The organism is Janthinobacterium sp. 75 (genome assembly GCF_004365495.1).
Classification (GTDB): domain Bacteria; phylum Pseudomonadota; class Gammaproteobacteria; order Burkholderiales; family Burkholderiaceae_D; genus Janthinobacterium.
Window position 1 is genome coordinate 2,156,009 of record NZ_SORD01000001.1, and the last position, 22,643, is coordinate 2,178,651.

General features: G+C 59.0%; 26 protein-coding genes. 19 read left to right on the forward strand and 7 right to left on the reverse strand.

Features of this window, described 5'->3' with window-relative positions; genetic code table 11:
- The first annotated feature begins 22 nt into the window (after positions 1–22).
- Together C8C89_RS09800 and C8C89_RS09805 are read left to right on the forward strand one after the other, a co-directional pair.
- Positions 23–1,381 carry a mechanosensitive ion channel domain-containing protein gene (locus tag C8C89_RS09800; RefSeq protein ID WP_133989661.1) on the forward strand — a complete coding sequence of 453 codons (1,359 nt, stop codon included), beginning with the start codon at positions 23–25 and terminating at the stop codon, positions 1,379–1,381.
- A gap of 132 nt (positions 1,382–1,513) precedes the next feature.
- Positions 1,514–2,722 carry a fatty acid desaturase gene (locus tag C8C89_RS09805; protein ID WP_133989663.1) on the forward strand — a complete coding sequence of 403 codons (1,209 nt, stop codon included), beginning with the start codon at positions 1,514–1,516 and terminating at the stop codon, positions 2,720–2,722.
- Positions 2,723–2,861: 139 nt separating this feature from the next.
- On the opposite strand, the gene rpmG is transcribed toward C8C89_RS09805, so the two are convergent.
- The 3 genes from rpmG to radC form a co-directional block, all read right to left on the reverse strand.
- Complete coding sequence (gene rpmG / locus C8C89_RS09810) at positions 2,862–3,029, reverse strand: 50S ribosomal protein L33 (protein ID WP_010400929.1); 168 nt, start codon at positions 3,027–3,029, stop codon at positions 2,862–2,864.
- Positions 3,030–3,051: 22 nt separating this feature from the next.
- Complete coding sequence (gene rpmB, locus C8C89_RS09815) at positions 3,052–3,288, reverse strand: 50S ribosomal protein L28 (protein ID WP_010400928.1); 237 nt, start codon at positions 3,286–3,288, stop codon at positions 3,052–3,054.
- Between the two features lie 247 nt (positions 3,289–3,535).
- Positions 3,536–4,210 (reverse strand): DNA repair protein RadC, encoded by a 675-nt coding sequence (gene radC, locus C8C89_RS09820; RefSeq protein ID WP_133989665.1) that lies wholly within the window; start codon positions 4,208–4,210, stop codon positions 3,536–3,538.
- A 121-nt stretch (positions 4,211–4,331) separates the two neighbouring features.
- On the opposite strand from radC, the gene C8C89_RS09825 reads away from it, so the two are divergent.
- From C8C89_RS09825 to C8C89_RS09850, 6 genes are all read left to right on the forward strand, one after another.
- Complete coding sequence (locus C8C89_RS09825) at positions 4,332–4,787, forward strand: FKBP-type peptidyl-prolyl cis-trans isomerase (RefSeq protein WP_101482482.1); 456 nt, start codon at positions 4,332–4,334, stop codon at positions 4,785–4,787.
- A 12-nt stretch (positions 4,788–4,799) separates the two neighbouring features.
- On the forward strand, positions 4,800–5,747 hold the full coding sequence (gene ispH / locus C8C89_RS09830; RefSeq protein ID WP_101482481.1) for a 4-hydroxy-3-methylbut-2-enyl diphosphate reductase: 948 nt from the start codon (positions 4,800–4,802) through the stop codon (positions 5,745–5,747).
- Between the two features lie 295 nt (positions 5,748–6,042).
- Complete coding sequence (locus tag C8C89_RS09835; RefSeq protein WP_133989667.1) at positions 6,043–6,972, forward strand: branched-chain amino acid ABC transporter permease; 930 nt, start codon at positions 6,043–6,045, stop codon at positions 6,970–6,972.
- A gap of 22 nt (positions 6,973–6,994) precedes the next feature.
- Positions 6,995–8,212, forward strand: a complete 1,218-nt coding sequence (locus C8C89_RS09840; protein ID WP_101482479.1) for an ABC transporter ATP-binding protein — start codon at positions 6,995–6,997, stop codon at positions 8,210–8,212.
- Positions 8,213–8,224: 12 nt separating this feature from the next.
- Entirely contained in the window at positions 8,225–8,998 is a 774-nt protein-coding gene (locus C8C89_RS09845; protein ID WP_070281341.1) for an ABC transporter ATP-binding protein, read from the forward strand.
- An 11-nt stretch (positions 8,999–9,009) separates the two neighbouring features.
- Positions 9,010–9,732, forward strand: a complete 723-nt coding sequence (locus C8C89_RS09850; RefSeq protein WP_101484697.1) for an ABC transporter ATP-binding protein — start codon at positions 9,010–9,012, stop codon at positions 9,730–9,732.
- A gap of 133 nt (positions 9,733–9,865) precedes the next feature.
- Here C8C89_RS09850 and C8C89_RS09855 read toward each other — a convergent pair whose 3' ends face one another.
- On the reverse strand, positions 9,866–10,432 hold the full coding sequence (locus C8C89_RS09855; protein ID WP_101482478.1) for a phasin family protein: 567 nt from the start codon (positions 10,430–10,432) through the stop codon (positions 9,866–9,868).
- Between the two features lie 350 nt (positions 10,433–10,782).
- On the opposite strand from C8C89_RS09855, the gene C8C89_RS09860 reads away from it, so the two are divergent.
- The 3 genes from C8C89_RS09860 (at position 10,783) to pbpG (ending at position 13,694) form a co-directional block, all read left to right on the forward strand.
- Complete coding sequence (locus C8C89_RS09860; RefSeq protein ID WP_101482477.1) at positions 10,783–11,709, forward strand: DMT family transporter; 927 nt, start codon at positions 10,783–10,785, stop codon at positions 11,707–11,709.
- Positions 11,710–11,724: 15 nt separating this feature from the next.
- Positions 11,725–12,444, forward strand: coding sequence for a nitroreductase (locus tag C8C89_RS09865; RefSeq protein ID WP_133989669.1), 720 nt, complete (start codon positions 11,725–11,727; stop codon positions 12,442–12,444).
- Positions 12,445–12,620: 176 nt separating this feature from the next.
- On the forward strand, positions 12,621–13,694 hold the full coding sequence (pbpG, locus tag C8C89_RS09870; protein WP_101482475.1) for a D-alanyl-D-alanine endopeptidase: 1,074 nt from the start codon (positions 12,621–12,623) through the stop codon (positions 13,692–13,694).
- A gap of 107 nt (positions 13,695–13,801) precedes the next feature.
- On the opposite strand, the gene C8C89_RS09875 is transcribed toward pbpG, so the two are convergent.
- Complete coding sequence (locus tag C8C89_RS09875; protein ID WP_046685991.1) at positions 13,802–14,581, reverse strand: IclR family transcriptional regulator; 780 nt, start codon at positions 14,579–14,581, stop codon at positions 13,802–13,804.
- A gap of 153 nt (positions 14,582–14,734) precedes the next feature.
- Between C8C89_RS09875 and C8C89_RS09880 the strand changes: the two genes are divergently transcribed.
- The 8 genes from C8C89_RS09880 to C8C89_RS09915 all read left to right on the forward strand — a co-directional run bounded on the left by C8C89_RS09880 (position 14,735) and on the right by C8C89_RS09915 (position 21,585).
- Positions 14,735–15,118: a diacylglycerol kinase gene (locus C8C89_RS09880; RefSeq protein ID WP_101482473.1), complete on the forward strand. Its 384-nt coding sequence runs from the start codon at positions 14,735–14,737 to the stop codon at positions 15,116–15,118.
- Between the two features lie 130 nt (positions 15,119–15,248).
- A complete protein-coding gene (locus tag C8C89_RS09885) occupies positions 15,249–16,253 on the forward strand; it encodes a sulfate ABC transporter substrate-binding protein (RefSeq protein ID WP_133989671.1) in 1,005 nt (334 codons plus the stop codon).
- 53 nt (positions 16,254–16,306) lie between these two features.
- The gene (locus C8C89_RS09890) at positions 16,307–16,873 is read left to right on the forward strand and encodes an alpha/beta hydrolase (RefSeq protein WP_101482471.1); all 567 of its coding nucleotides are present in this window, start codon (positions 16,307–16,309) and stop codon (positions 16,871–16,873) included.
- A gap of 42 nt (positions 16,874–16,915) precedes the next feature.
- Positions 16,916–17,554, forward strand: a complete 639-nt coding sequence (locus C8C89_RS09895) for a peroxiredoxin (RefSeq protein WP_133989673.1) — start codon at positions 16,916–16,918, stop codon at positions 17,552–17,554.
- A 279-nt stretch (positions 17,555–17,833) separates the two neighbouring features.
- Positions 17,834–18,643, forward strand: a complete 810-nt coding sequence (cysT, locus tag C8C89_RS09900; protein WP_070224513.1) for a sulfate ABC transporter permease subunit CysT — start codon at positions 17,834–17,836, stop codon at positions 18,641–18,643.
- The gene (gene cysW, locus C8C89_RS09905) at positions 18,640–19,566 is read left to right on the forward strand and encodes a sulfate ABC transporter permease subunit CysW (protein WP_101484696.1); all 927 of its coding nucleotides are present in this window, start codon (positions 18,640–18,642) and stop codon (positions 19,564–19,566) included. The genes cysT and cysW overlap by 4 nt, the downstream gene beginning before the upstream one ends.
- Before the next feature lies 1 nt (position 19,567).
- Positions 19,568–20,638 carry a sulfate ABC transporter ATP-binding protein gene (locus C8C89_RS09910; RefSeq protein ID WP_096237561.1) on the forward strand — a complete coding sequence of 357 codons (1,071 nt, stop codon included), beginning with the start codon at positions 19,568–19,570 and terminating at the stop codon, positions 20,636–20,638.
- A gap of 14 nt (positions 20,639–20,652) precedes the next feature.
- Positions 20,653–21,585 (forward strand): CysB family HTH-type transcriptional regulator, encoded by a 933-nt coding sequence (locus tag C8C89_RS09915; protein ID WP_101482468.1) that lies wholly within the window; start codon positions 20,653–20,655, stop codon positions 21,583–21,585.
- On the opposite strand, the gene C8C89_RS09920 is transcribed toward C8C89_RS09915, so the two are convergent.
- Together C8C89_RS09920 and C8C89_RS09925 are read right to left on the reverse strand one after the other, a co-directional pair.
- Positions 21,582–21,935 carry an MmcQ/YjbR family DNA-binding protein gene (locus tag C8C89_RS09920; protein WP_101482467.1) on the reverse strand — a complete coding sequence of 118 codons (354 nt, stop codon included), beginning with the start codon at positions 21,933–21,935 and terminating at the stop codon, positions 21,582–21,584. The two genes, C8C89_RS09915 and C8C89_RS09920, sit on opposite strands and share 4 nt — an antisense overlap.
- Complete coding sequence (locus C8C89_RS09925; protein ID WP_133989677.1) at positions 21,932–22,543, reverse strand: DUF2185 domain-containing protein; 612 nt, start codon at positions 22,541–22,543, stop codon at positions 21,932–21,934. The genes C8C89_RS09920 and C8C89_RS09925 overlap by 4 nt, the downstream gene beginning before the upstream one ends.
- Positions 22,544–22,643: the final 100 nt, after the last annotated feature.

Here is a 22,643-nt window from a genome sequence, read left to right on the forward strand (position 1 = left end):
CACCTTCCAGACCCCATCTGCCATGAACGAAACCCCGCTGCTCAACCTGATCACCGATTTTGTCAATGATTTCCGCCAACCGGCCATCCTGTGGCAGGCGCTGGTCATTGTTGCCTGCCTGGCCCTGAGCTGGCTGCTGGTGCGGCAGTTGCGCGTCTTCCTGCATCAGCGGGCGGAAGCGGCTGCTGTCCCGGCCACGCCGGAAACCTTGCAGCGCACGGATAGTTTCATCCGTATCCTGACGCCCGTGCTGGCGGCCATGCTGCTGGGCATTGCGCAACATTTCCTGGTCAAGTTCCAGTCGGTGAACCTGCTCAGCATTGCCATCCCCCTGTGCACGTCGATGGCGCTGGTGCGCTTCGGTTTTTATGTGCTGCGCCGCATTTTTGCCCGCCATGGCGATATCAGCCCCACCATGTTGTTGCTGGAAAAGATTTTCACGGTGGTGGTGTGGGCTGGCATGGCCCTGTATATCACGGGCCTGTGGCCGGAACTGCATGAGTTCCTGGAAAGCATCGTCGTGCCGCTGGGACGCAACAAGGTGTCCGTGGCTGCCATCTTGCAAGCCGCTATTTCCGTTGCCGTGCTACTGGTGCTGGCCATGTGGGCCGGCACCTCGCTCGATGAACGCCTGATGAAAATGCAGGGCTTGCACACCTCCTTGCGCGTGGTGCTGTCGCGCATGGGCCGCGCCGTACTGATCCTCGTTTCCGTGCTGGTCAGCCTGTCGCTGGTGGGTATCGACCTGACGGTGCTGTCCGTGTTTGGCGGCGCCTTTGGCGTGGCGCTGGGCTTTGGCTTGCAAAAGATCGCCGCGAACTTCGTCTCCGGCTTCATCATCCTGCTCGACCGCAGCCTGACCATTGGCGACATGATCACCGTCGGCCAATTTACGGGAAAGGTGACGCAGATCAATACGCGCTATACTGTGTTATTGGGTGGCGATGGCGTTGAATCCATCGTGCCGAATGAAATGCTGATTTCCGGCGGGGTGCAGAACATGTCGCTGAGCAACCGCATGGTCTGGCTGTCGACGGCCGTGTCAGTAGGCTATGAAACGGATCTCGATGTGATCTTCCCCTTGCTGGAAGCGGCGACGGCCAAGGTGCCGCGTGTGTCGCAAAGCAATCCGCCATCGGCCACCCTCGTGCGTTTCGGCGCCGACGGCCTTGACGTGCAGATCGGCTTCTGGATCGCGGACCCGGAAAACGGCACCGGCGGCGTGAAGTCGAATGTGAACCGCGCCATCTGGCGCACCTTGCAGGAACATAAGGTCACTGTACCGTTTCCGCAACGCGAATTGCGTATTGTTGGTACGCCTCCTGCCCCGCTCGCGGGCGCGGCAGAGGGTGAGTCCCCGCCGTCCGGCACCCAGCCTTAACCTCGCTGCCTGCCTCCGATTTTGCCTGATAGCACCCATTAGGGCGTACAATTACGCCTAAAATTAACTCGGCCGGACCTCCAGAGTCACTGGAGCGACCGTGCGCATGCCTGTCCACTTGGAGTAGTAGTAATGACATTGAGTTCCGTTTTACACGACGTTTTGCAGTTCATGGCAACTGGCGTTACCGATCTGTCCGCATGGCAAGTTTTCCTGTACACCATGGTGGTCACGCATATCACGATCGCCAGCGTCACGATTTACCTGCATCGCCACCAGGCCCACCGGGCGCTGGAATTGCACGCCATCCCCAGCCATTTCTTCCGTTTCTGGCTGTGGCTGACGACGGGCCAGGTCACCAAGGAGTGGGCTGCCATCCACCGCAAACACCATGCCAAGTGCGATACGGATGAAGATCCGCACAGCCCTGTGACGCGCGGCATCAAGAAAGTGTTCTGGGAAGGCGCCGAGCTGTACCGCGCCGAATCGAAGAACATGGAAACCATGGCCAAGTACGGCCACGGCACGCCGACTGACTGGATCGAACGCAATCTGTACACCAAATACAGCTGGCTGGGCGTGGTGTCGCTGTTCGTCATCAATTTCGTGTTGTTCGGCGTGATCGGCATTTCCGTGTGGGCCGTGCAAATGATGTGGATCCCGATTACGGCAGCCGGCATCATCAATGGCATTGGCCACTACTGGGGCTACCGCAACTACGATTGCGCCGACGCGGCCACCAACATCATTCCCTTTGGCATCCTGATCGGTGGTGAAGAGTTGCATAACAACCACCATACGTATGCGACATCGGCCAAGCTGTCGTCGAAATGGTATGAAATCGATATTGGATGGGCATATATCCGCGCGCTGGAAATGCTGGGCCTGGCCAAGGTGAAAAAGCTGGCGCCGGAACCGAAGTTCTCGCACGGCAAGCTGGAAGCGGATTTCGAGACCTTGCAATCGGTCATCGCCAACCGCTACGACGTGATGGCCAAGTACGCCAAATCGATCAAGCATGCCTGGAAAGAAGAGCTCGAGCACCTGAAGCACAAGGCTGAACTGGAAAAGCGCTTCCTGAAATCGTCGCGCAAGCTGATGCAGCGCGAACCGGGCAAACTGGCCGATGCGCATCACGAGCAGTTGTCGGAACTGTTCCAGCACAGCAAGGCGCTGGAAACCATGCACCACATGCGCGTGGAACTGGGCGCCATCTGGGAGCGGTCGCACTTTACGCGCGAACAGTTGCTGCAGAAGCTGCAAGACTGGTGCACGCGCGCCGAAGCGTCGGGCATCAAGTCGCTACAAGATTTTTCCTTGCGCCTGCGTAGCTACGCATAATCAAGACTGCGTCCATATCAAGGCCCTGGATTCCAGGGCCTTTTTTTCGTCCCGGCAAAAGGGACGGGCAGCCGGCTGAAAATCAGGGCGAAAAAAAACCGCTCATTGGAGCGGCTCTTTTTACAGAACACAATATCAATTACTTGATTTTGGTTTCTTTGTACGTTACGTGCTTGCGTGCTTTAGGATCAAATTTCATGATCTCCATTTTCGCAGGCGTCGTACGCTTGTTTTTGGTAGTCGTGTAGAAGTGACCCGTACCGGCGGTCGATTCTAACTTGATTTTGTCGCGGCCTGATTTTGCCATGATAGCTCCCTTATTCTGCTAATTAGACTTTTTCGCCACGAGCGCGCATATCGACCAATACGGCGTCGATGCCGACTTTATCGATGACGCGCAGACCGGCGTTGGACAAACGCAGGGAGACCCAGCGGTTTTCAGATTCAACAAAAATACGACGATTCTGCAAGTTAGGCAAAAAACGACGTTTGGTTTTGTTGTTTGCATGGGAAACATTGTTGCCGACCATCGGCTTCTTCCCAGTGACTTGGCAAACACGTGCCATGGCGCACTCCTTAAAGATATTCCAAATTGGAAAAACGAGAGTATATCTAAAATAAGCAGATTTATCAATGACTTGCGAAAAACAATTGTGTCATGTTGTTGTGAATTAATTTAACAATTTTACTTTCCCTCTTCCCCATAGGGAAAAGCACTGGTAAACAGTGCTGTTTACTGTTAGATAAGCGTTTCGGCTCTGTCACGTATGTCCTTGTTTACACATGGTTAACTGCGACCAGAGCGGCGCTGGCCTAGATCTGGCCGTGTTCCGCAAACGAATGCACTTGCCGCCCGGCCACGACGAAATGGTCGAGGATGCGCACGTCCACCAGCGACAAGGCCTGCACCAGCGTGCGCGTCAGCAATAAATCCGATTCGCTTGGTTCCGGCGTGCCGGACGGGTGGTTGTGGGCCAGCATGACGCTGGCCGCGTTGTGCAGCAGCGCCTGCTTGACCACTTCGCGCGGGTACACGCTGGTGTGGGTGAGGGTGCCGCGAAACATTTCGCGGGTGGTGATCAGGCGGTTCTTGACGTCCAAAAACAACACGTGAAACGCTTCGTGCGCCAGGTTGCCCAGGGTCAGGCGCAAATAGTCTTTTACCGCATGCGGCGAACTGAGGGCCTGGCCCGCCTGCAAATCCTCGATGATGGCGCGCCGCGCCAGTTCCATGACTGCTTGCAGCTGGGCGAACTTGGCGCTGCCCATGCCATGCACGGCGGAAAAACTCACGAGGCTGGCGCCAAACAGGCCCCGCAGGGAGCCGAAGTGTTCCACCGTATCGCGCGCCAGCTCCACCGCGCTCTTGCCGCGCACGCCAGTGCGCAGGAATACGGCCAGTAATTCCGCATCCGACAGCGAGTGTGCGCCATCCTCGATCAGGCGTTCGCGCGGCCGTTCTCTGGCCGGCCAGTCCTTGATGCCCATGCTGTTCTCCTGTTTGTCACCGGCGCGAGCCCCAGCATGGCCTTCTTTGACGAAGCCATGGGGCAGGCGCGGCCAGTGTGGCTTACAATATCGTTTTGCATCAGCTACTTGAAAACTCACTATGTCCATCGAGCAACCAGCAGTCGTCACCGAAGCGGCTTACCTCACCCTGCATTATCGTCTTGCTACTGTTGACGGTACTGATATTGTCACTACCTTTAGCGGAAATCCTGCTACCTTGATGCTGGGACAGGGCCAGCTGGCGCCATTCCTCGAGCAGCGCCTGCTAGGCTTGCCTGAGGGCACGCACCATACGTTCGAGCTGGCCGCCGGCGAAGGCTTTGGCGAGCGTAATCCCGAGCTGGTGCAGTCGGTGTCGCGCGCGACGCTGGACGAAAACTCCGTGCCGGGCGCCGACTACAAGATCGGCGACCTGGTCGACTTTGCCGCGCCGGGCGGCGGCCGCTTTGCCGGCGTGCTGCGCGAAATGCGCGAGGACTCCGCCCTGTTCGACTTCAATCATCCGCTGGCCGGTCAGCCGCTGCGCTTTGAAGTCAAGCTCATTTCGGTGCTGTAAAAGGGAATAGCGATGGATAAAGAACTGTTACTGGCCCAGCCCCGCGGTTTCTGCGCTGGCGTCGACCGGGCGATCGAAATCGTCGAGCGTGCCTTGCAGCAATTTGGTGCACCGATCTATGTACGCCATGAAATCGTCCACAACGCCTATGTGGTGGCCGACTTGCGCAACAAGGGTGCCATCTTCATCGACGACCTCGATGACGTACCTGCTGGCAATACGCTCGTGTTTTCCGCGCATGGCGTGTCGAAAGCCGTGCGCGCCGAGGCGGAATCGCGTGGCCTGAGCATTTTTGATGCGACTTGCCCGCTGGTCACCAAGGTGCACATGGAAGTAGGCAAGATGCGCCGCGAAGGCCGCGAGATCGTCATGATCGGCCACGATGGCCATCCCGAGGTCGAAGGCACGATGGGCCAGGCCGATATGGGCATGCATCTGGTGGAAACGCTCGAAGATGTGGCGGCATTGCAGGTCGCCAATCCGGAGAGCCTGGCCTATGTTTCGCAAACAACGTTGTCAGTTGACGACACTAGCGACATTATTGCGGCCTTGAAAGCGAAATATCCGAACATTGCCGAGCCGAAAAAAGGCGACATTTGCTACGCCACTACGAACCGCCAGGAAGCGGTGAAATTCATGGCCCCGCAAGTGGAAGTGGTGATCGTCGTCGGCAGCCCGAACAGCTCGAATTCGAACCGCTTGCGCGAAGTGGCCGAGAAGATGGGCACGCCAGCCTATATGGTCGACAATGCCTCGCAAATCGACCCCGCCTGGCTGGAAGGCAAGCTGCGCGTGGGCGTGACGGCTGGCGCCTCGGCGCCCGAGGTGCTGGTGCAAGCCGTCATCGACCGCTTGAAAGAATGTGGCGTGAAGAGCGTGCGCCCCCTCGACGGGGTGCAGGAAGCCGTGACGTTCCCGATGCCGAAAGGCCTCGATGGCATCAAGCGCGACGTCGCCTGAGCCTGTATGGTTCTTGAGTATCGATGAAATAGTCACCTCAAAACCGAATTTAATTTTGAAATGATTGATTTATTCCAAGTTTAGTTTTTGCAAAAGATCGTTATGATTGCCTCAAGCTTGAATGTGTTGTCGTTATGACTAAGTGATGTCACGCCCGTTTTGAGTGCGTGCACCATGCTGGTGAGAACGATCCAGGGATGGCACTGCAGGAATTCTTCCTCCGGTGCCGTTTTTGTATCAGCGACATGTTCTGGCGGAAGTTGTTCCCGAAAAATGCATATTTGATAGGGCAATCATGGATACATTCATCCAGCAGATCATTAACGGCTTGGTGCTGGGCAGCATGTACGCCTTAGTCGCCCTCGGTTACACGATGGTGTACGGCGTCTTGAACCTGATCAACTTCGCCCACGGCGATGTGCTCATGATCGGCGCCATGGTGGGCTTGACCATCCTCAAGCTGCTGGGCATTTATGTGCCGGACTGGCCCGGCTATCTGAAACTGGCCACCGCCATCCTCGGCGCCATTCCCATCTGTATTCTGGTCAATATCATCATCGAGCGGGTCGCCTACCGCCGCCTGCGCAACGCCCCCCGCCTCGCCCCCCTGATTACCGCCATCGGCGTCTCCATCCTGCTGCAAACCTTTGCCATGATGATCTGGACGCGCAATCCCTTGCCCTTCCCGCAATTGCTGTCGACCGACCCCATCAATGTGGGCGGCGCCGTGATTTCGCAAACGCAAGTGCTGCTGCTGGCCCTGGCCGCCTTGTCGATGGGAGGATTGGTGTTGCTGGTGGAAAAAACAAGAATGGGCCGCGCCATGCGCGCCACGGCTGAAAACCCCCGCGTGGCGGGCCTCATGGGCGTCGATTCCGACAAGGTCATCGTGGCCACCTTTGCCATCGGCGCCGCGCTGGCGACCGTGGCGGGCGTGATGTGGGGCGCCAACTATGCCTCCATACAATTTTCCATGGGTGCCATTCCCGGCTTGAAAGCTTTCTGTGCGGCCGTGCTGGGCGGCATCGGCAATATCTACGGCGCCATGCTGGGCGGTATCTTGCTGGGCATTATCGAGAGCCTGGGCGCCGGCTATATCGGCGACATCACGGGCGGCTTCCTGGGCAGCCACTATCAGGATATCTTTGCCTTCGTCGTGCTGATCATCGTGCTGACCCTGCGCCCGTCCGGCATCATGGGCGAACGAGTGGCCGACCGTGCCTGATGTGAAACTGGGAGATTAAATCATGGCACTACTCGATTTTGACGCTAAGAAAAATCCGACCAAAGCCTACGCCGGCATGCTGGGCCTGGCCGCGCTGCTGATAGTGTTCCCGTTTTTTGCCGCGCAGTTCGGCAATTCGTGGGTGCGCATCATCGACATGGCCTTGCTGTACATCATGCTGGCCCTGGGCTTGAACATCGTCGTCGGCTTTGCCGGCCTGCTCGACCTCGGCTACATCGCCTTTTACGCCGTGGGGGCTTACCTGACGGCCTTGCTGGCGTCGCCGCAGTTTGCCATCCTGCTAGAATCGGTGGTGAACCAGTATCCCGTGCTGGGCGAAACTCTGGTACAGCTGATGGGGCCGGAAATCCGCGAAAACGGCATCCACCTGTCGATTTGGCTCATCGTGCCGCTGGCCGCCTTTGTTGCCGGCCTGTTCGGCGCCTTGCTGGGCGCGCCCACCTTGAAACTGCGCGGCGACTACCTGGCCATCGTGACCCTGGGCTTTGGCGAGATCATCCGCATCTTCATGAACAATTTGAACGATCCCATTAATTTCACGAATGGTCCGCAAGGCATCAATTTGATCGATCCCATCCGTATCTTTGGCGTCAACCTGGCGGGCGAGGCGGGCACCAACAGCACCGTCGTGGTGGGCGGTTTTTCCATGCCGTCCGTGAATGCGTATTACTTTTTGTTCCTTTTCCTGTGCATCGCCGTCGTGTTCGTCACCAAGCGCCTCCAGCATTCACGCCTGGGCCGGGCCTGGGTGGCCATCCGCGAAGACGAGATTGCCGCCAAGGCCATGGGTATCAATACGCGCAACGTGAAATTGCTGGCCTTTTCCATGGGCGCCTCGTTCGGCGGCGTGGCCGGCGCCATGTTTGCCTCGTTCCAGGGCTTTGTCTCGCCGGAATCGTTCTCGCTGACGGAATCGATCGCTGTGCTGGCCATGGTGGTGCTGGGCGGTATCGGCCATATCCCCGGCGTGATCCTCGGCGGCGTGATCCTCGCCTCGATACCCGAAGTACTGCGCCACGTGGTGGAGCCGGCCCAGCAGGCGCTGTTCGGCCACGTGGTGATCGAGGCGGAAGTGCTGCGCCAGTTGCTGTACGGCTTGGCCATGGTGTTGATCATGCTTAACCGTCCCGCCGGCCTGTGGCCATCGCCGAAGCACGAAGACCGGCCCGACCACGATGTGGACCAGCCGAACAAGTCCACCGGCGTCGTGTCCGCTTAAGGGAGGGATAGCATGAGCGAACAAATCATTCTCAACATCGCCGGCGTGAATAAACGTTTCGGCGGCTTGCAGGCGCTGACCGACGTGGGCATTACCATCCGGCAAGGCCAGATTTATGGCTTGATCGGCCCGAACGGCGCCGGCAAGACCACGTTTTTCAATGTCATCACGGGACTGTACCAGCCCGACACGGGTACCTTCGAGCTGGCCGGCAAGCCGTATTCACCCTCCGCGCCGCACAAGGTGGCCAAGGCGGGCATTGCGCGCACCTTCCAGAACATCCGCCTGTTTGGCGACATGACGGCGCTGGAAAACGTCATGGTGGGGCGCCATGTGCGCTCGCACCAGGGCGTGTTCGGCGCCATCTTCCGCCACAAGGCGGCGCGCGAAGAAGAGGCGTCCATCCGCAAGCGGGCCATGGAGCTGCTCGATTTCGTCGGCATCGCCCAGTTCGCCAACCGCACGGCGCGCTTTTTGTCGTATGGCGACCAGCGGCGCCTGGAAATCGCCCGCGCGCTGGCGACCGACCCGACCCTGCTGGCCCTCGATGAGCCGGCGGCGGGCATGAACGCCACGGAAAAGCTGGCCCTGCGCGAGTTGCTGGTGAAAATCAAGGCCGAAGGCAAGACCGTGCTGTTGATCGAGCACGATGTGAAACTGATGATGGGATTGTGCGACCGCATCACGGTGCTCGAGTATGGCAAGCGCATCGCGGAAGGCTTGCCGGCAGAAATACAACAAAACCCGGCCGTTATCGAGGCTTATCTGGGGGGATCGCACGCATGAGTAACAATGGCTTGAACAACAGCGTACTCAAGGTCGCGGGCCTGCATGTGGCTTACGGCGGCATCAAGGCGGTGAAAGGCATCGATCTGGAAGTCAACGAGGGCGAGCTGATCGCCCTGATCGGCGCGAACGGCGCCGGCAAGACGACGACCTTGAAAGCCATCACGGGCACTTTGCCTGCTTGCAAGATCGAAGGTACGATCAGTTATCTGGGCGAATCGCTCAAGGGCACGAAATCATTTCACCTGGTGGAAAGGAAGCTGGCCATGGTGCCGGAAGGGCGGGGCGTGTTTACCCGCATGTCGATCCGCGAAAACCTCATGATGGGCGCCTATACGCGCACGGACAAGGCGGGTGTCGAGGCCGATATCGAGAAATGGTTCGACGTATTCCCGCGCCTGAAGGAACGGGCGGCGCAGATGGCCGGCACCCTCTCCGGCGGCGAGCAGCAGATGCTGGCCATGGCGCGCGCGCTGATGAGCCATCCGAAGCTGCTGCTGCTTGACGAGCCATCGATGGGCCTGTCGCCCATCATGGTCGAGAAAATTTTCGAGGTGATCCGCAAGGTGTCATCCGAAGGCATTACGATCTTGCTGGTCGAACAGAATGCCCGCCTGGCACTGCAGGCGGCGCACCGCGGCTATGTGATGGATTCCGGGCTGGTCACCATGGGCGGCAATGCGGCCGCCATGCTCGACGACCCGCGCGTGAAGGCGGCGTATCTGGGGGAGTAATCGCGCTCAGGAAGTGCTCAGGCATAAAAAATGCCCCAGCGAGGCTGGGGCATAATGGCATCCGTCGGGGAAGTGCAGGATGGATGCCTGGAGGAGCCGGTAACAGCGGACCGCCGTAGCGGTCGCGCAAGAATTACTTGGCAGCCGTGCGTGGCGCGACTTTTTCAGCCGCTTGCGTGAACTGGTTCACGGCCGAAGTCAGGTTCGCTTCGATGGCTTCAACGGCTTGCTTGCTGGTTTTCGAGAATTGCTCGTAGCCTGCATTGGCGTTGCCGATGGCGCTTTTCAGGATGGCAACGGCGTTTTCCGAACCGGCTGGCGCGTTCTTGGTCACTTCTTCCACCAGCGACAGGACTTTGCGGTTGGTTTCAGCGATTTGCGATTCAGCTGCTTTGCTGAACTCGGCTTGGGTGCCGGACGTGATGGCAGCCAGGTGACGACCGTAAGCGATGGCCTTTTCGGCGCTAGGCTGGGCTTGAGCAGCGCTCAGCGAGAAGAATTCTTGTGGATCTTTTGCCGACAGCAATTGCTTGGCGGCGGCGGTCGATTCTTCCAGCGTTGCCTTGGCAGCGGTCAGGTTCAGTTCGACGATCTTTTCGATGCCTTCGAAGGCTTTGCCCGTCAGCGACGAGAAAAGGGCGAATTGGGCTTCCAGGTTGGCTTTGGTAGCGGACGAAAATTGCTCAGGAATTGAAAACATATAAATCTCCAAAAAATCGAAATCTGGTTAATTTGATGCTGCGTGTACCGTTTGGGAAAGCAGGTGAATCTAAATTTTCAAGCTGAACAAGAATTGTGCAACGCAACAAACCCTATTCTACGGTGAAAAAAACGTAAGTCAAGCGATTCTTGTGCGATGCAACAATTGAATAGATTTGCGTCAAAAGTCTTTGTTTCTAAAGAGAAATATTTGCTTTCTGTGTGTTAATAGTTTGGACTTAAACTATCGTTTCCAGTGGCTGCGGGGACGATTGCGGCGCAGCATGCTAGACTTTGCCTCCCGCACTGGCGCAGCGCCCCGGTGCCGATCCCGTTTCCCGAGTTGATACCATGTCCAATCTTCCCGCCGCAGCCGGCGCCAGCGGCAAAGCCCCCAAAGCCCCTTTCTTGACGACCCTGGCGCCGATGGCCTTGCCCGGTTTCTTTGTGTTGTTATGGAGCACAGGTTTTATTGTCGCCAAGTTCGGCCTGCCGTACGCGCCGCCGCTGACCTTCCTGCTGCTGCGCTTCCTGGGCGTGCTGGTGATCCTGCTGCCGCTGGTGCTGCTGTTGCGTGCGCCGTGGCCCGTGGGACAGTTTCGCCAGATCGCCGTGGCCGGCATCCTGATGCAGGCTGGCTATCTGGCCGGCGTCTGGTGCGCCATCAAGCTGGGCATGCCAGCCGGCCTGTCCGCCCTGATCGTGGGCATGCAGCCTGTGCTGACGGCCTGCGCCGCGCCCCTGATCGGCGAATCCGTGCGCCCGCGCCAGTGGCTGGGCCTATTCTTTGGCTTGCTGGGCGTGGCTCTGGTCGTGTATGCCAAGATCAATCTCGTGGGCCTGACCGTGGAAAGCGTGCTGCTGTGCGTGTTCGCTCTGCTGTCGATGACGGCCGGCACCATGTATCAAAAACGCCACTGTCCCCAATTCGACTTGCGCACGGGCACAGTGGTGCAGTTTGCCGCCTCCATCGTGGTCGTGTTGCCGTTTGCCCTGTATTACGAAGGTCTGGACCTGCATTTCAGCAACGTCCAATGGACGGCGAATTTTGTTGGCGCCTTGCTGTGGTCTGTACTCGTCCTGTCCATCGGCGCCATATTCCTGCTGTTCGCCCTGATCCGCCGCAGCGATGCGACGAAGGTGACGGGCTTGCTGTACCTGACGCCGCCCACGACGGCCGTGATGGCCTGGCTGATGTTTGGCGAAGCATTTAATATGCTGGGCATCGCCGGCATGCTGGTAGCCGTGGTCGGCGTGGTTTTTGTTGTCAAGAAATAGCAGGAGAGCAGGGCAGTGAGCAAACAAGTATCTGAAACACCGTCGGCGCAGCAAGCCGTGGACGCCGTCATTGTGTCGCGTCGCTCGATCCGCGCCTTTTTGCCCACGCCGGTGGCGCAAAACGATATTGCGCGCATCCTGGAGGTGGCGGCGCGCGCGCCATCGGGCGCCAACATGCAGCCGTGGAAAGTGTATGTGCTGTCGGGTGAAGCGCGTCTGCGCCTGTCGCGCCGCATCCTCGACGCTTATGCCGCACCCAAGGCGCCCGACGCTCCCGCGCGCACGGCGTCGTATACGTATTATCCGCGCCAGTGGACGGCGCCGTTCATCGAGCGCCGCCGCAAGATCGGCCTGGATCTGTATCAACTGCTGGGCCTGGAGCGCGGCGACACGGCCGGCATGGCGGCCCAGCATGGACGCAATTTCCAGTTTTTCGATGCGCCCGTGGGCCTGATCTTTACCATCGAAAGGGTGCTGGAACAGGGGTCCTGGCTCGACTATGGCATGTTCTTGCAAAACATCATGCTGGCGGCGCGCGCGCGGGGACTCGATACCTGCCCGCAAGCGGCCTTCATCCACTACCATGACATCATCCGCGAGGAACTGGGCGTGCCGGCCAGCGAAATGGTGGTGTGCGGCATGGCTCTCGGCTATGCCGACCCGGACAAGATCGAGAACCGCTTGAACACGGAACGCGAGCCGCTGGCGGGCTTTGTTAAATTCATGGATAAATAGACACTCTGGCGATTTGCACAAGCAATCAGCTGATTAAGGAGAGGTTTGTTTGCTGATAGATAACTATTTGTATTTCGTTACTGCAATAAATACTGTTCCAACTGTTAAATAGGCTTGCGATTACTCTGCATTTCGCTACACTGCAATAAGGCAACAGCTTCACGGGGAATTATCGAATGGCTAAGTTTAAACTTGCGCTGGGTATCCTGGCTTCCCTGCTGTTTGCGCTGGCGCCGGCTGCGGCCGTGCACGCCAGGGAGGCGAACGGCAAATCCTCAGCCGCAAAGAAACACAACACCAAGAAAGTCAAAGTCGTGCTGCGCAAGGGGGCGACGGCCGCGCCGCGCGAAAAGACCGTGCGCCGGGTCGTCATGGTGCGTGGCAAACGCAAGGTTATCTATCAAAAAGTCAGCAGCGTGGCCGTACCCATGGCCGCACCGATGCCCACCATGGGCGACCTGGCCGGCCTGAACCTGACGCGCGATCCGCTCGACCTCAAGTCCAGCGTGGCGCTGGTGCTGGACCAGAACAATTCGGAAGTGCTGTTTGAAAAGAATTCCAATGTGGCCTTGCCCATCGCCTCCATCACCAAGATGATGACGGGCCTGGTGGTGGTCGAAGCGCGCCAGGACATGGATGAAGTGCTGACGATCACGGACGAGGATGTCGACCGTGCCAAGTTCAGCAGCTCACGCCTGAAAGTGGGCTCGCAATTGACGCGTGGCAATATGCTGCACATTGCCCTGATGAGCTCGGAAAACCGCGCCGCCTCGGCCTTGGGCCGCAATTATCCGGGCGGCTTGCCGGCCTTTGTCGACGCCATGAATAGCAAGGCGCGCCAGCTGGGCATGCTCGATACGCATTACGTCGATTCCAGCGGCTTGTCGAAAATGAACGTGGCCAGCGCGCGTGACCTGGGCAAGCTGGCCATGGCCGCCTTCCGCCATCCTTTGCTGCGCGAGTACTCGACGGACCCGAAAGCCATCGTCGAGGCCAGTGGCCAGCCCATGCAGTTTGGCAATACGAATCACCTGGTGGCCAATCCGGGCTGGGAAATCGGCTTGCAAAAGACGGGCTTCATCAATGAAGCGGGACGTTGTCTGATGATGCAGGCCGTCATCGAGGGACGAGCCGTGATCATGGTCTTCCTCGATTCCAAAGGGAAACAGTCACGTACGGCCGATGCGGGACGCATGCGAAAGTGGCTGGAAGCACTCAAGCCTGCCAACATGAGCTTGCCTGGCGGTTAATTAAGTTTCAATGCGAATGTCCATGGCAGCGTTGCACTAACTCGCCGTACTAGTCGTACTGTCTTCGTTAGTGCGCCTTGCCCTGAACATTTTTATGCGGCAGTGGTCTAGTCCTGCGGTATAAATCCCAAGGTGACAGAAATCTGGTTCGCCGTCTCGACCAGGTCCACCAGCCACTCATCTTGCAGGCGGTCGGCTGGCGCCGAGATCGACAGGCCGGCGATCAGCTTGCCAGAGTCGTCGCGGATGCCGGCGGCCATGCAGCGCACACCCAGTTCCAGCTCTTCATTGTCACGCGCATAGCCGCGCTCGCGCACCAGGCTCAGCTCGCGCTCGAGTTTTTGCAGATCCGTGATGGAATTTTTGTTGTGTCCGGCCAAGCCCGTGCGCGTGGCGTACGCGCGGATGGCTTTCGGCTCATCGACTGACAGGAACAGCTTGCCGGTCGAAGTCAGATGCAGCGGGCCGCGGCCACCGATGGCGCGCACCACTTGCATGCCAGAGCGCTCGGAAAAGGCGCGGTCGATGTAGACGATCTCGTCGCCCTGGCGCACGGACAGGTTGATGGTTTGCTGGGTTTTCTTGTGCAGCTGGCGCATGAAGTCAAGCGCCGCTTCGCGCACGCTGAGGCGGCTTTTCACCACATTGCCCAGTTCCAGCAGGCGCATGCCCAGGCGGTACGTGCCCGGTTCGATGCGGTCGACAAAGCGCGTCAGCACCATGTCGTTGAGGATGCGGTGCGCCGTCGACGGGTGCAGGCCGGAAACCTTGGATAATTCCTTCAGGCTGACCGGGTCGGAATATTTGGCCAGGGCATCGAGCAGGGCGACCATGCGTTCGATGACCTGGATCGTCGTCTTCGGGGCAGCGACCGGTTCAATTTTCATGATGGATTTGGTGCAATGCAGTATTCATGCTTCTTTATACCATGATGTGAAAAAATAGTGAAATGTTCCGAGATATTCAGCGAATAAATTGTCACAATTCTCATATTGGCCGTCATAATTGGCGGCTGGACGTACTTTGAACCATGGAAAATTATGCAACCTGTCAATGAATTCAAGAGCAAGAGCGGCTTGAAACGGATTTTTTCCGCCTTTTTCTACTCGCTCGACGGCTTGAAGGCGGCCTGGCGCCATGAACATGCATTCCGCCAGGAACTAGGCTTGTTCGTCGTCGGCACGGTGATCGCCTTGCTGCTGCGCATCTCCGCCTTTGAAAAGCTGGTGCTGATCGGCGTGCTGCTGCTGGTATTGATCATAGAATTGCTTAACTCTGCGCTGGAGGCCGTGGTCGACCGCATCTCGCTCGAGCTTCATCCTCTGTCGAAAAACGCCAAGGACTTCGGCAGCGCCGCCGTGCTGCTGACTTGCATCCTGGCCTTTGCTACCTGGGCCGTTGTATTGTTCAACCGCTTTTATTAAGCGTTATATCCCCGTTGCGCACCGCCCATATGCGAAAAACGCATATCAAACGACGAAACGCTTCGTTCTCTTTGCGGCCGTTGCGCCGTAATCTGGTGGCTCTGAAAGTTCAACCATACGGGGATCTTAGATGCTGTCGAAAAAAATCATCATTGCCGCCGCCCTCAGCGCGTTTGCCGTTCTGCAAACGGCGCAAGCTGCCGATATCACCCTGCTCAACGTGTCGTATGACCCGACGCGCGAGTTGTACCAGGATGTGAACACGGCATTTGCCAAGGAGTGGAAAGGCAAGACAGGCGACAACGTCAAGATCAAGCAATCGCACGGCGGTTCCGGCAAGCAGGCGCGTGCCGTCATTGACGGCCTGGAAGCGGACGTCGTCACGTTGGCCCTGGCCTATGACATCGACGCGCTGGCCGAACACAAGCTGCTGGCCGCCGACTGGCAAAAGCGCTTGACGCACAATAGCTCGCCTTACACCTCGACCATCGTGTTCCTGGTGCGCAAGGGCAACCCGAAAGGCATCAAGGATTGGAATGACTTGATCAAGCCGGGCGTGTCCGTCATCACGCCGAATCCGAAAACCTCGGGCGGCGCCCGCTGGAACCATTTGGCTGCCTGGGGCTACGCCTTGCGCCAGCCGGGCGGCAACGAAGCCAAGGCCAAGGAATTCCTCGGCAAACTGTATAAAAACGTGCCCGTGCTCGATTCAGGTGCGCGCGGCGCCACCACCACCTTCGTTGAGCGCGGTATCGGCGACGTGCTGATCGCCTGGGAAAACGAGGCTTACCTGGCCGTCAAGGAACTGGGCCCGACCAAGTTCGACATCATCACGCCGTCCGTCAGCATCCTGGCCGAACCGCCCGTCGCCGTCGTCGACAAGTTTGCCGACAAGCACGGTACGCGCAAGGTGGCCGAGGCTTACCTGAACTACCTGTACACGGACGAAGCGCAGGATATCATCGCCAAGAACTACTACCGTCCGGCCACGGACAAGGCGGCGAAGAAATACGCGTCCCAGTTCGCCAAGGTCAACCTGTTCACCATCGAGCAAGTGGCAGGCGGCTGGACGGCAGCACAGAAGGCGCACTTTGCCGACGGCGGCATCTTCGACCAGATCTACCAACCCAAGTAATGTCGGATGGCAATCGGAGACGATTGCCAGACTGTTACCAAAAGGGATCCATCATGGCGCTGCGCAGCTTTTCCGATTACCGGGTACTGATCGTGCCGGGCTTGCATAACAGCGGCCCCGAGCATTGGCAGAGCCGCTGGCAGCGCCTGTATCCGCAATTTGAGCGGGTCGAGCAGGACAACTGGAACGAGCCCGACCTGGCCACCTGGTCGGCGCGTCTGGATCAGGTGCGGCGGCAAGATGCGCGCCCCATCCTGATCGTCGCCCACAGCTTCGGCTGCCTGACGACGGCGCACAGCCTGGCCCGCGACCCGCAGGGCGTGGCCGGCGTGCTGCTGGTGGGGCCTGCCGATCCGGACAAGTTTGGCGTAGCGAAAGCCTTGCCGCAAAAGCGATTGCCTTGCCCCGGCATCTTGATCGCCAGCCAGACCGACCCGTGGATGACGGCCGAACACGCGGCGCAGTGGGCACGGCGCTGGAATTGCAAGTATATTGATGGCGGTGCGCTGGGCCATATCAACGCCGAGTCGCGCCTGGGGGACTGGGTCTACGGCCAGGCGCAACTGCAGACACTGTTTGATCTGGCGCAAAGCGACAAACGCCACCGTCAGGCAGCCTGACACGACGAACATCCTGCCACATAACTTTTCAAGGAGATCACGATGACCTTACGCCTGGGCGATGTCGCCCCTGATTTTGAACAAGACAGCTCGATCGGCACGCTCAAGTTCCACGAGTGGGCTGGCGATTCCTGGGTGGTGCTGTTTTCCCACCCGGCCGACTTTACCCCCGTGTGCACCACGGAACTGGGCTTGACAGCCAAGCTCAAGCCGGAATTTGACAAGCGCAATGTGAAGGCCATCGCCCTCTCCGTGGACGCTGCCGAGTCGCACAAGAGCTGGATCAAGGATATCGAAGAGACGCAAAACACCGTGGTGGGTTTCCCCATCATCGCCGACGTCGACAAGAAAGTGTCGGTGCTGTACGACATGATCCATCCGGAGCAATCCGTCACGGCTACCGTGCGCTCCGTCTTCATCATCGACCCGAACAAGAAAGTACGCCTGATCCTCACGTATCCGCTCAGCACGGGCCGCAACTTCAATGAAATCCTGCGCGTCATCGATGCCCTGCAACTGACGGACGGCTACACGGTCGCCACGCCCGGCAACTGGCAAGATGGCGACGACGTCATCATTCCCTTGACCGTGCAAGACCCGGACGTGATCAAGCAGAAATACCCGAAGGGCTTTACGGCCGCGAAACCGTACTTGCGCTTGACGCCGCAGCCCAACAAGTAATTCCGGGGTCAGACCCGTCGGGTCTGATCCCAGCATTTGTCTCGGGTATAAATATGTCTAAGAAGCAAAAACGCACCTCATCGGTGCGTTTTTTTTCGCCAGTCGATTCTGCCAGCAAGTATGCAAAATCCATCTAAGCAAATGAGAAATGGTTAGTTCTTTTTATAACGATTGCATGTGATTATTGCGCCCTATAACTCAAAAATGTAATAAGAAGGAGTTTCTATGTCTGCAGCATCAGCAGCACCGCTCAAGGCGCGCGGAGCGCCGTTTCGGGTCATGCCGGGGTTTAAGCTGTCACTGGGCTTCACGCTCTTTTACCTGGCCTTGATCGTCCTCATTCCGCTGTCGTCGGTGTTCCTGAAAACCTTCACCATGACATGGGACGCCTTCTTCAGCGCCGTCACGTCCGAGCGCGTGATGGCGTCATACAGGCTGACATTTGGCGCCTCGCTGATCGCCGCGCTATTGAACGTGGTGTTTGGCGGCATCCTGGCCTGGGTGCTGGTGCGCTATAAATTCCCCGGCAAGCGCATCATTGACGCACTGGTCGACTTGCCGTTTGCCTTGCCGACGGCCGTGGCCGGCATCACCCTGACGGCCCTGTACTCGTCGAACGGCTGGTTCGGCCAGTTCATCGAAGGCGTGCTGGGCATCAAGGTGGCGTTCACACCGCTGGGCGTGGTGGTGGCGCTGACCTTCATCGGCTTGCCGTTTGTCGTGCGCACCGTGCAACCGGTGCTGGAAGACGCGGAAAAGGAACTGGAAGAAGCGGCCGCCAGCCTGGGCGCCAATTCATTGCAAACGTTTATCCGCGTCATCTTCCCGACCATCCTGCCATCCTTGTTGACGGGCTTTGCGCTGGCCTTTGCCCGTGCCACGGGCGAGTACGGTTCAGTGATCTTTATCGCCGGCAATATGCCGATGGTGTCGGAAATCACGCCGCTGTTCATTATTACGAAGTTGGAGCAATACGATTACGCAGGCGCCACAGCCATCGCCGTGGTGATGCTGGTGGTGTCCTTCCTGCTGTTGTTGACGATTAACCTGCTGCAAGCATGGACGCGCGGAAAGGCGAAGAAATCATGAGTACGAATACGACTGCCGTCGCTGGCGTGGACAATGCACGGCCGACAGCGCGCCGTTTTGAGCCGAATGTCGGTCCCGTCGTGCTGGAACCTTTGTGGGTGCGCACGGTATTGATCACCATCGCCTTGCTGTTCCTGACGACCTTTTTGATCGTGCCCCTGGTGGCTGTGTTTGCGGAAGCGTTCAAGAAGGGTTGGGAAGCGTATATCGCCGCCATCATCGATCCGGACGCGATTTCCGCCATCAAGCTGACCCTGATCACGGCGGCCATCGCCGTGCCGCTGAACCTGGTGTTTGGCGTTGCCGCCTCCTGGTGCATCGCCAAGTTCGAATTCCGCGGCAAGAGCATCCTGCTGACCCTGATCGACTTGCCGTTTTCCGTCTCGCCCGTGATTTCCGGCCTGATCTATGTGCTGATGTTTGGCGCCCAGGGCTGGTTCGGACCATGGCTGCAGGAACACGACATCAAGATTTTGTTTGCCGTGCCCGGCATCGTGCTGGCCACCATCTTCATTACCTTCCCGTTTGTGGCGCGCGAACTGATCCCGCTGATGCAGTCGCAGGGCAGCGAAGAGGAGGAGGCCGCCCTCGTGCTGGGTGCGTCGGGCTGGAATACTTTCCGCAGAGTGACCTTGCCAAATATCAAGTGGGGTCTGCTGTACGGCGTGATCCTGTGCAATGCCCGTGCCATGGGCGAGTTCGGTGCCGTGTCCGTGGTCTCCGGCCATATCCGCGGCGAAACGAACACCATGCCGCTGCAGGTGGAGATTTTGTACAACGAGTACAACTTCGCCGCCGCGTTTGCCGTCGCCTCCCTGCTGGCCCTGCTGGCGCTGGTGACCCTGGCCCTGAAAGCTTTCATTGAGTGGCGTTTGAACGAGAGCGACGCCGACGATTCCGCCTTACGTTCCACGGAGCACTGATATGACCATCGCAGTTAAAAACATCCACAAGCGTTTTGGCGATTTCGTCGCCCTCGACAATATCTCGCTGGACTTTCCCGCCGGCGAACTGACGGCCCTGCTGGGCCCGTCCGGCTGCGGCAAGACCACCTTGCTGCGCATCATCGCCGGCCTGGAACATCCGGACAGCGGCCAGGTGCTGCTCGATGCGGAAGACGCGTCGAACCGCCACGTGCGCGAGCGCCAAGTCGGTTTCGTGTTTCAACACTATGCGCTGTTCAAGCACATGACGGTGTTCGAGAACGTGGCCTTCGGCTTGCGCGTGAAGTCGCGCAGCGAGCGCCCGTCGGAAGACCAGATCCGCCGCAAGGTGAAAGATTTGCTGGAACTGGTGCAGCTGGACTGGCTGGCCGACCGCTATCCGCCGCAACTGTCGGGCGGGCAACGCCAGCGTATCGCCCTGGCGCGCGCGCTGGCCGTCGAGCCCCGTGTGCTGCTGCTGGACGAACCGTTCGGCGCGCTCGACGCCAAGGTGCGCAAGGAATTGCGCCGCTGGTTGCGCCGCCTGCATGACGACTTGCATGTCACCAGCATTTTCGTTACGCATGACCAGGAAGAGGCGCTGGAAGTGGCGGACCAGGTGGTGCTGATGAACAAGGGTACCGTGGAGCAGCTGGGTTCCCCTGAGCAAGTGTACAACCACCCGGCGTCGCCTTTCGTGTACGGCTTCCTGGGCAACGTCAACCTGTTCCACGGCCGCGTGCATGACGGTGTGATGGCCACGGGCGACGCCAGCTTCGAGGTGCCTGATTACGCGGGCGTGAGCGACAGCAAGGGCACGGCCTATGTGCGTCCGCACGACCTGGAAATCGACCGCTACACGCAGGGTGCCGAAGGCATCGTCGTGAAGCTGAGCCGCGCGCATGCCATCGGCCCGCTGGCCCAGCTGGACTTGCAGCGCATCGATAACAGCGAACTGATCGAAGCGGTGATGTCGAACGAGCGCTTCACCCATCTGCAGCTGAAAGAGGGCGAGACCCTGGTCGTGCGCCCGAAACGATTACACGTGTTCGTTGAACCGACAAGAACCTAAGAGGCTGGAACACTATGAATTTTCAACAACTGCGATCGATCCGCGAAGCGGCCCGCCGCGGCTATAACCTGACGGAAGTGGCGAACGCCCTGTTCACGTCGCAGCCGGGCGTGAGCCGGCAGATCCGCGAACTCGAGGATGAGCTGGGCGTGGTGATTTTCGAGCGCAACGGCAAGCGCTTGACTGGCTTGACGGAGCCGGGCAAGGGCATTCTGAAAATCGTCGACCGTCTCTTGATCGAGGCGGAAAACCTGCAGCAGGCCAGCCTCGAATACAGCGGCCAGACCAGCGGGACTTTGTCCGTGGCGGCCACGCACACGCAGGCGCGCTATGCGCTGCCGAAAGTGGTGCAGGGCTTCCGTGCCGCCTTCCCCGACGTGCGTATTGCGCTACAACAAAGCGCGCCCGAGCACATCGCTGAGTGGGTGCTGTCGGGCAAGACCGATATCGGCATCGCGACCGAAGGCCTGAGCCAGTTCCCCGACCTGGTGTCGTTCCCATGCTACCGCTGGAGCCATCTGATCGTCGTGCCGGACGGCCACCCGCTGCTCGAGCACTCGCCCATCCGCCTGGAAGACCTGGCGAAATATCCCTTGATTACCTACGACAAGGGTTTCACGGGACGGGGCCATATCGACGATGCGTTCACCAAGGCGGGCGTGGCCACCGACATCATCCTGACGGCCATGGATTCCGACGTCATCAAGCAATACGTGGCGCTGGGCCTGGGCGTGGGCATCGTGGCCTCGATGGCCTTCGACCATGGCCGCGACAAGGGTTTAAGGGCAGTGGAAGCGTCGCATCTGTTCGCTACCAACACGACGCGCTTGGCCGTGCGCCGCGGCGCCTATCTGCGCGCCTATGCCTACGAGTTCATCCTGCAGCTGGCACCGGATCTGACGCGCGAAGATATCGACCGCGCCATGGCGGGAGAAGACGCCCTCTAGGCGATCGCCGCCCTTTGCGCGCGCGTCAGGCTGGCGACGGCGCGCGCATAGCTAGCCTGTACCAGTTCCGCCAGGTAATCAGGTGGGAAGCGCACTACATCAACGATCGTGACCCAGTGAAAGCGGCCCATGTAGCGGGCCGGTTTGACGCCGGGCATGTCCGTCAGTTCGATAAAGCGCTCCGCGCTGACGCGCAGGCTGAAGCGCCACTGCTCGGGCATGCTGGTCTTGAAATAGGCAAACTTCTTGCCGCCCACTTCAACCACGAGGATGTTCGACGGCGCACCGTACAGCACGGCTTGCGCGCCGGGCAGGGCTGCGCAAAAATCTTTCAGTTCATCGCTAGTCATTCGTCAACCGCCATGAATTGTTGCGTCTTGTGGTCGAAAGCATAGGCTGACCCGGCCGGAGAATCCAGCAGGCGGATGAAACGGTCGTCCACGCTGAGCACGGCGCCCAGCGACACGAGGGCCACGTTGGCGCTGTCGTTGATGTAGTCATCGCTTTCGTCGTTGGCCGTGAAGCGCCAGCCGCTGTCGTCGTCGTTGTCGGGGTCTTCTCGGTACAGATAGCCGACGGGCGCGCCATCTTCCAGCACGCGTTTGGTGACGAAGCACAGGCCCGCATAGCGGTTGACGAGGTTATCGTCATCGTCGTGCTGCGTATTGATGATGTGGCGCGCTTCGAAATCGACGGGGTCCTTGGCGTGCAAATCGGCGATGTAGCCGGGCATGTTGTCTAGCTTGCCCGTGAAATGCCCATGCGGCTCGATCATCTCCACCAGCACCCACATGCGCTCGGCGCCCGGTGCCTGCGGATCGTCGCTGTGGAAGGCGAAGATCAGCTTGACCACGTCGCCGGGGCGTACCTGGGCGATGGCCTCGGGCGGCGATTTATAGAAGGTGTAAGGGTGGCGCGCTGCCAGATCGGCGGCGTCGGTCAGATGCCAGCTGGGCATGGTATTCCGTCGTCAGAGTTGGGGGAATGTCCATGGTAGCCGATTGCCTGCCAGGATGGCCACCCGTACGCCAGTGCTTTATTTGATGTCATAGGCCGCA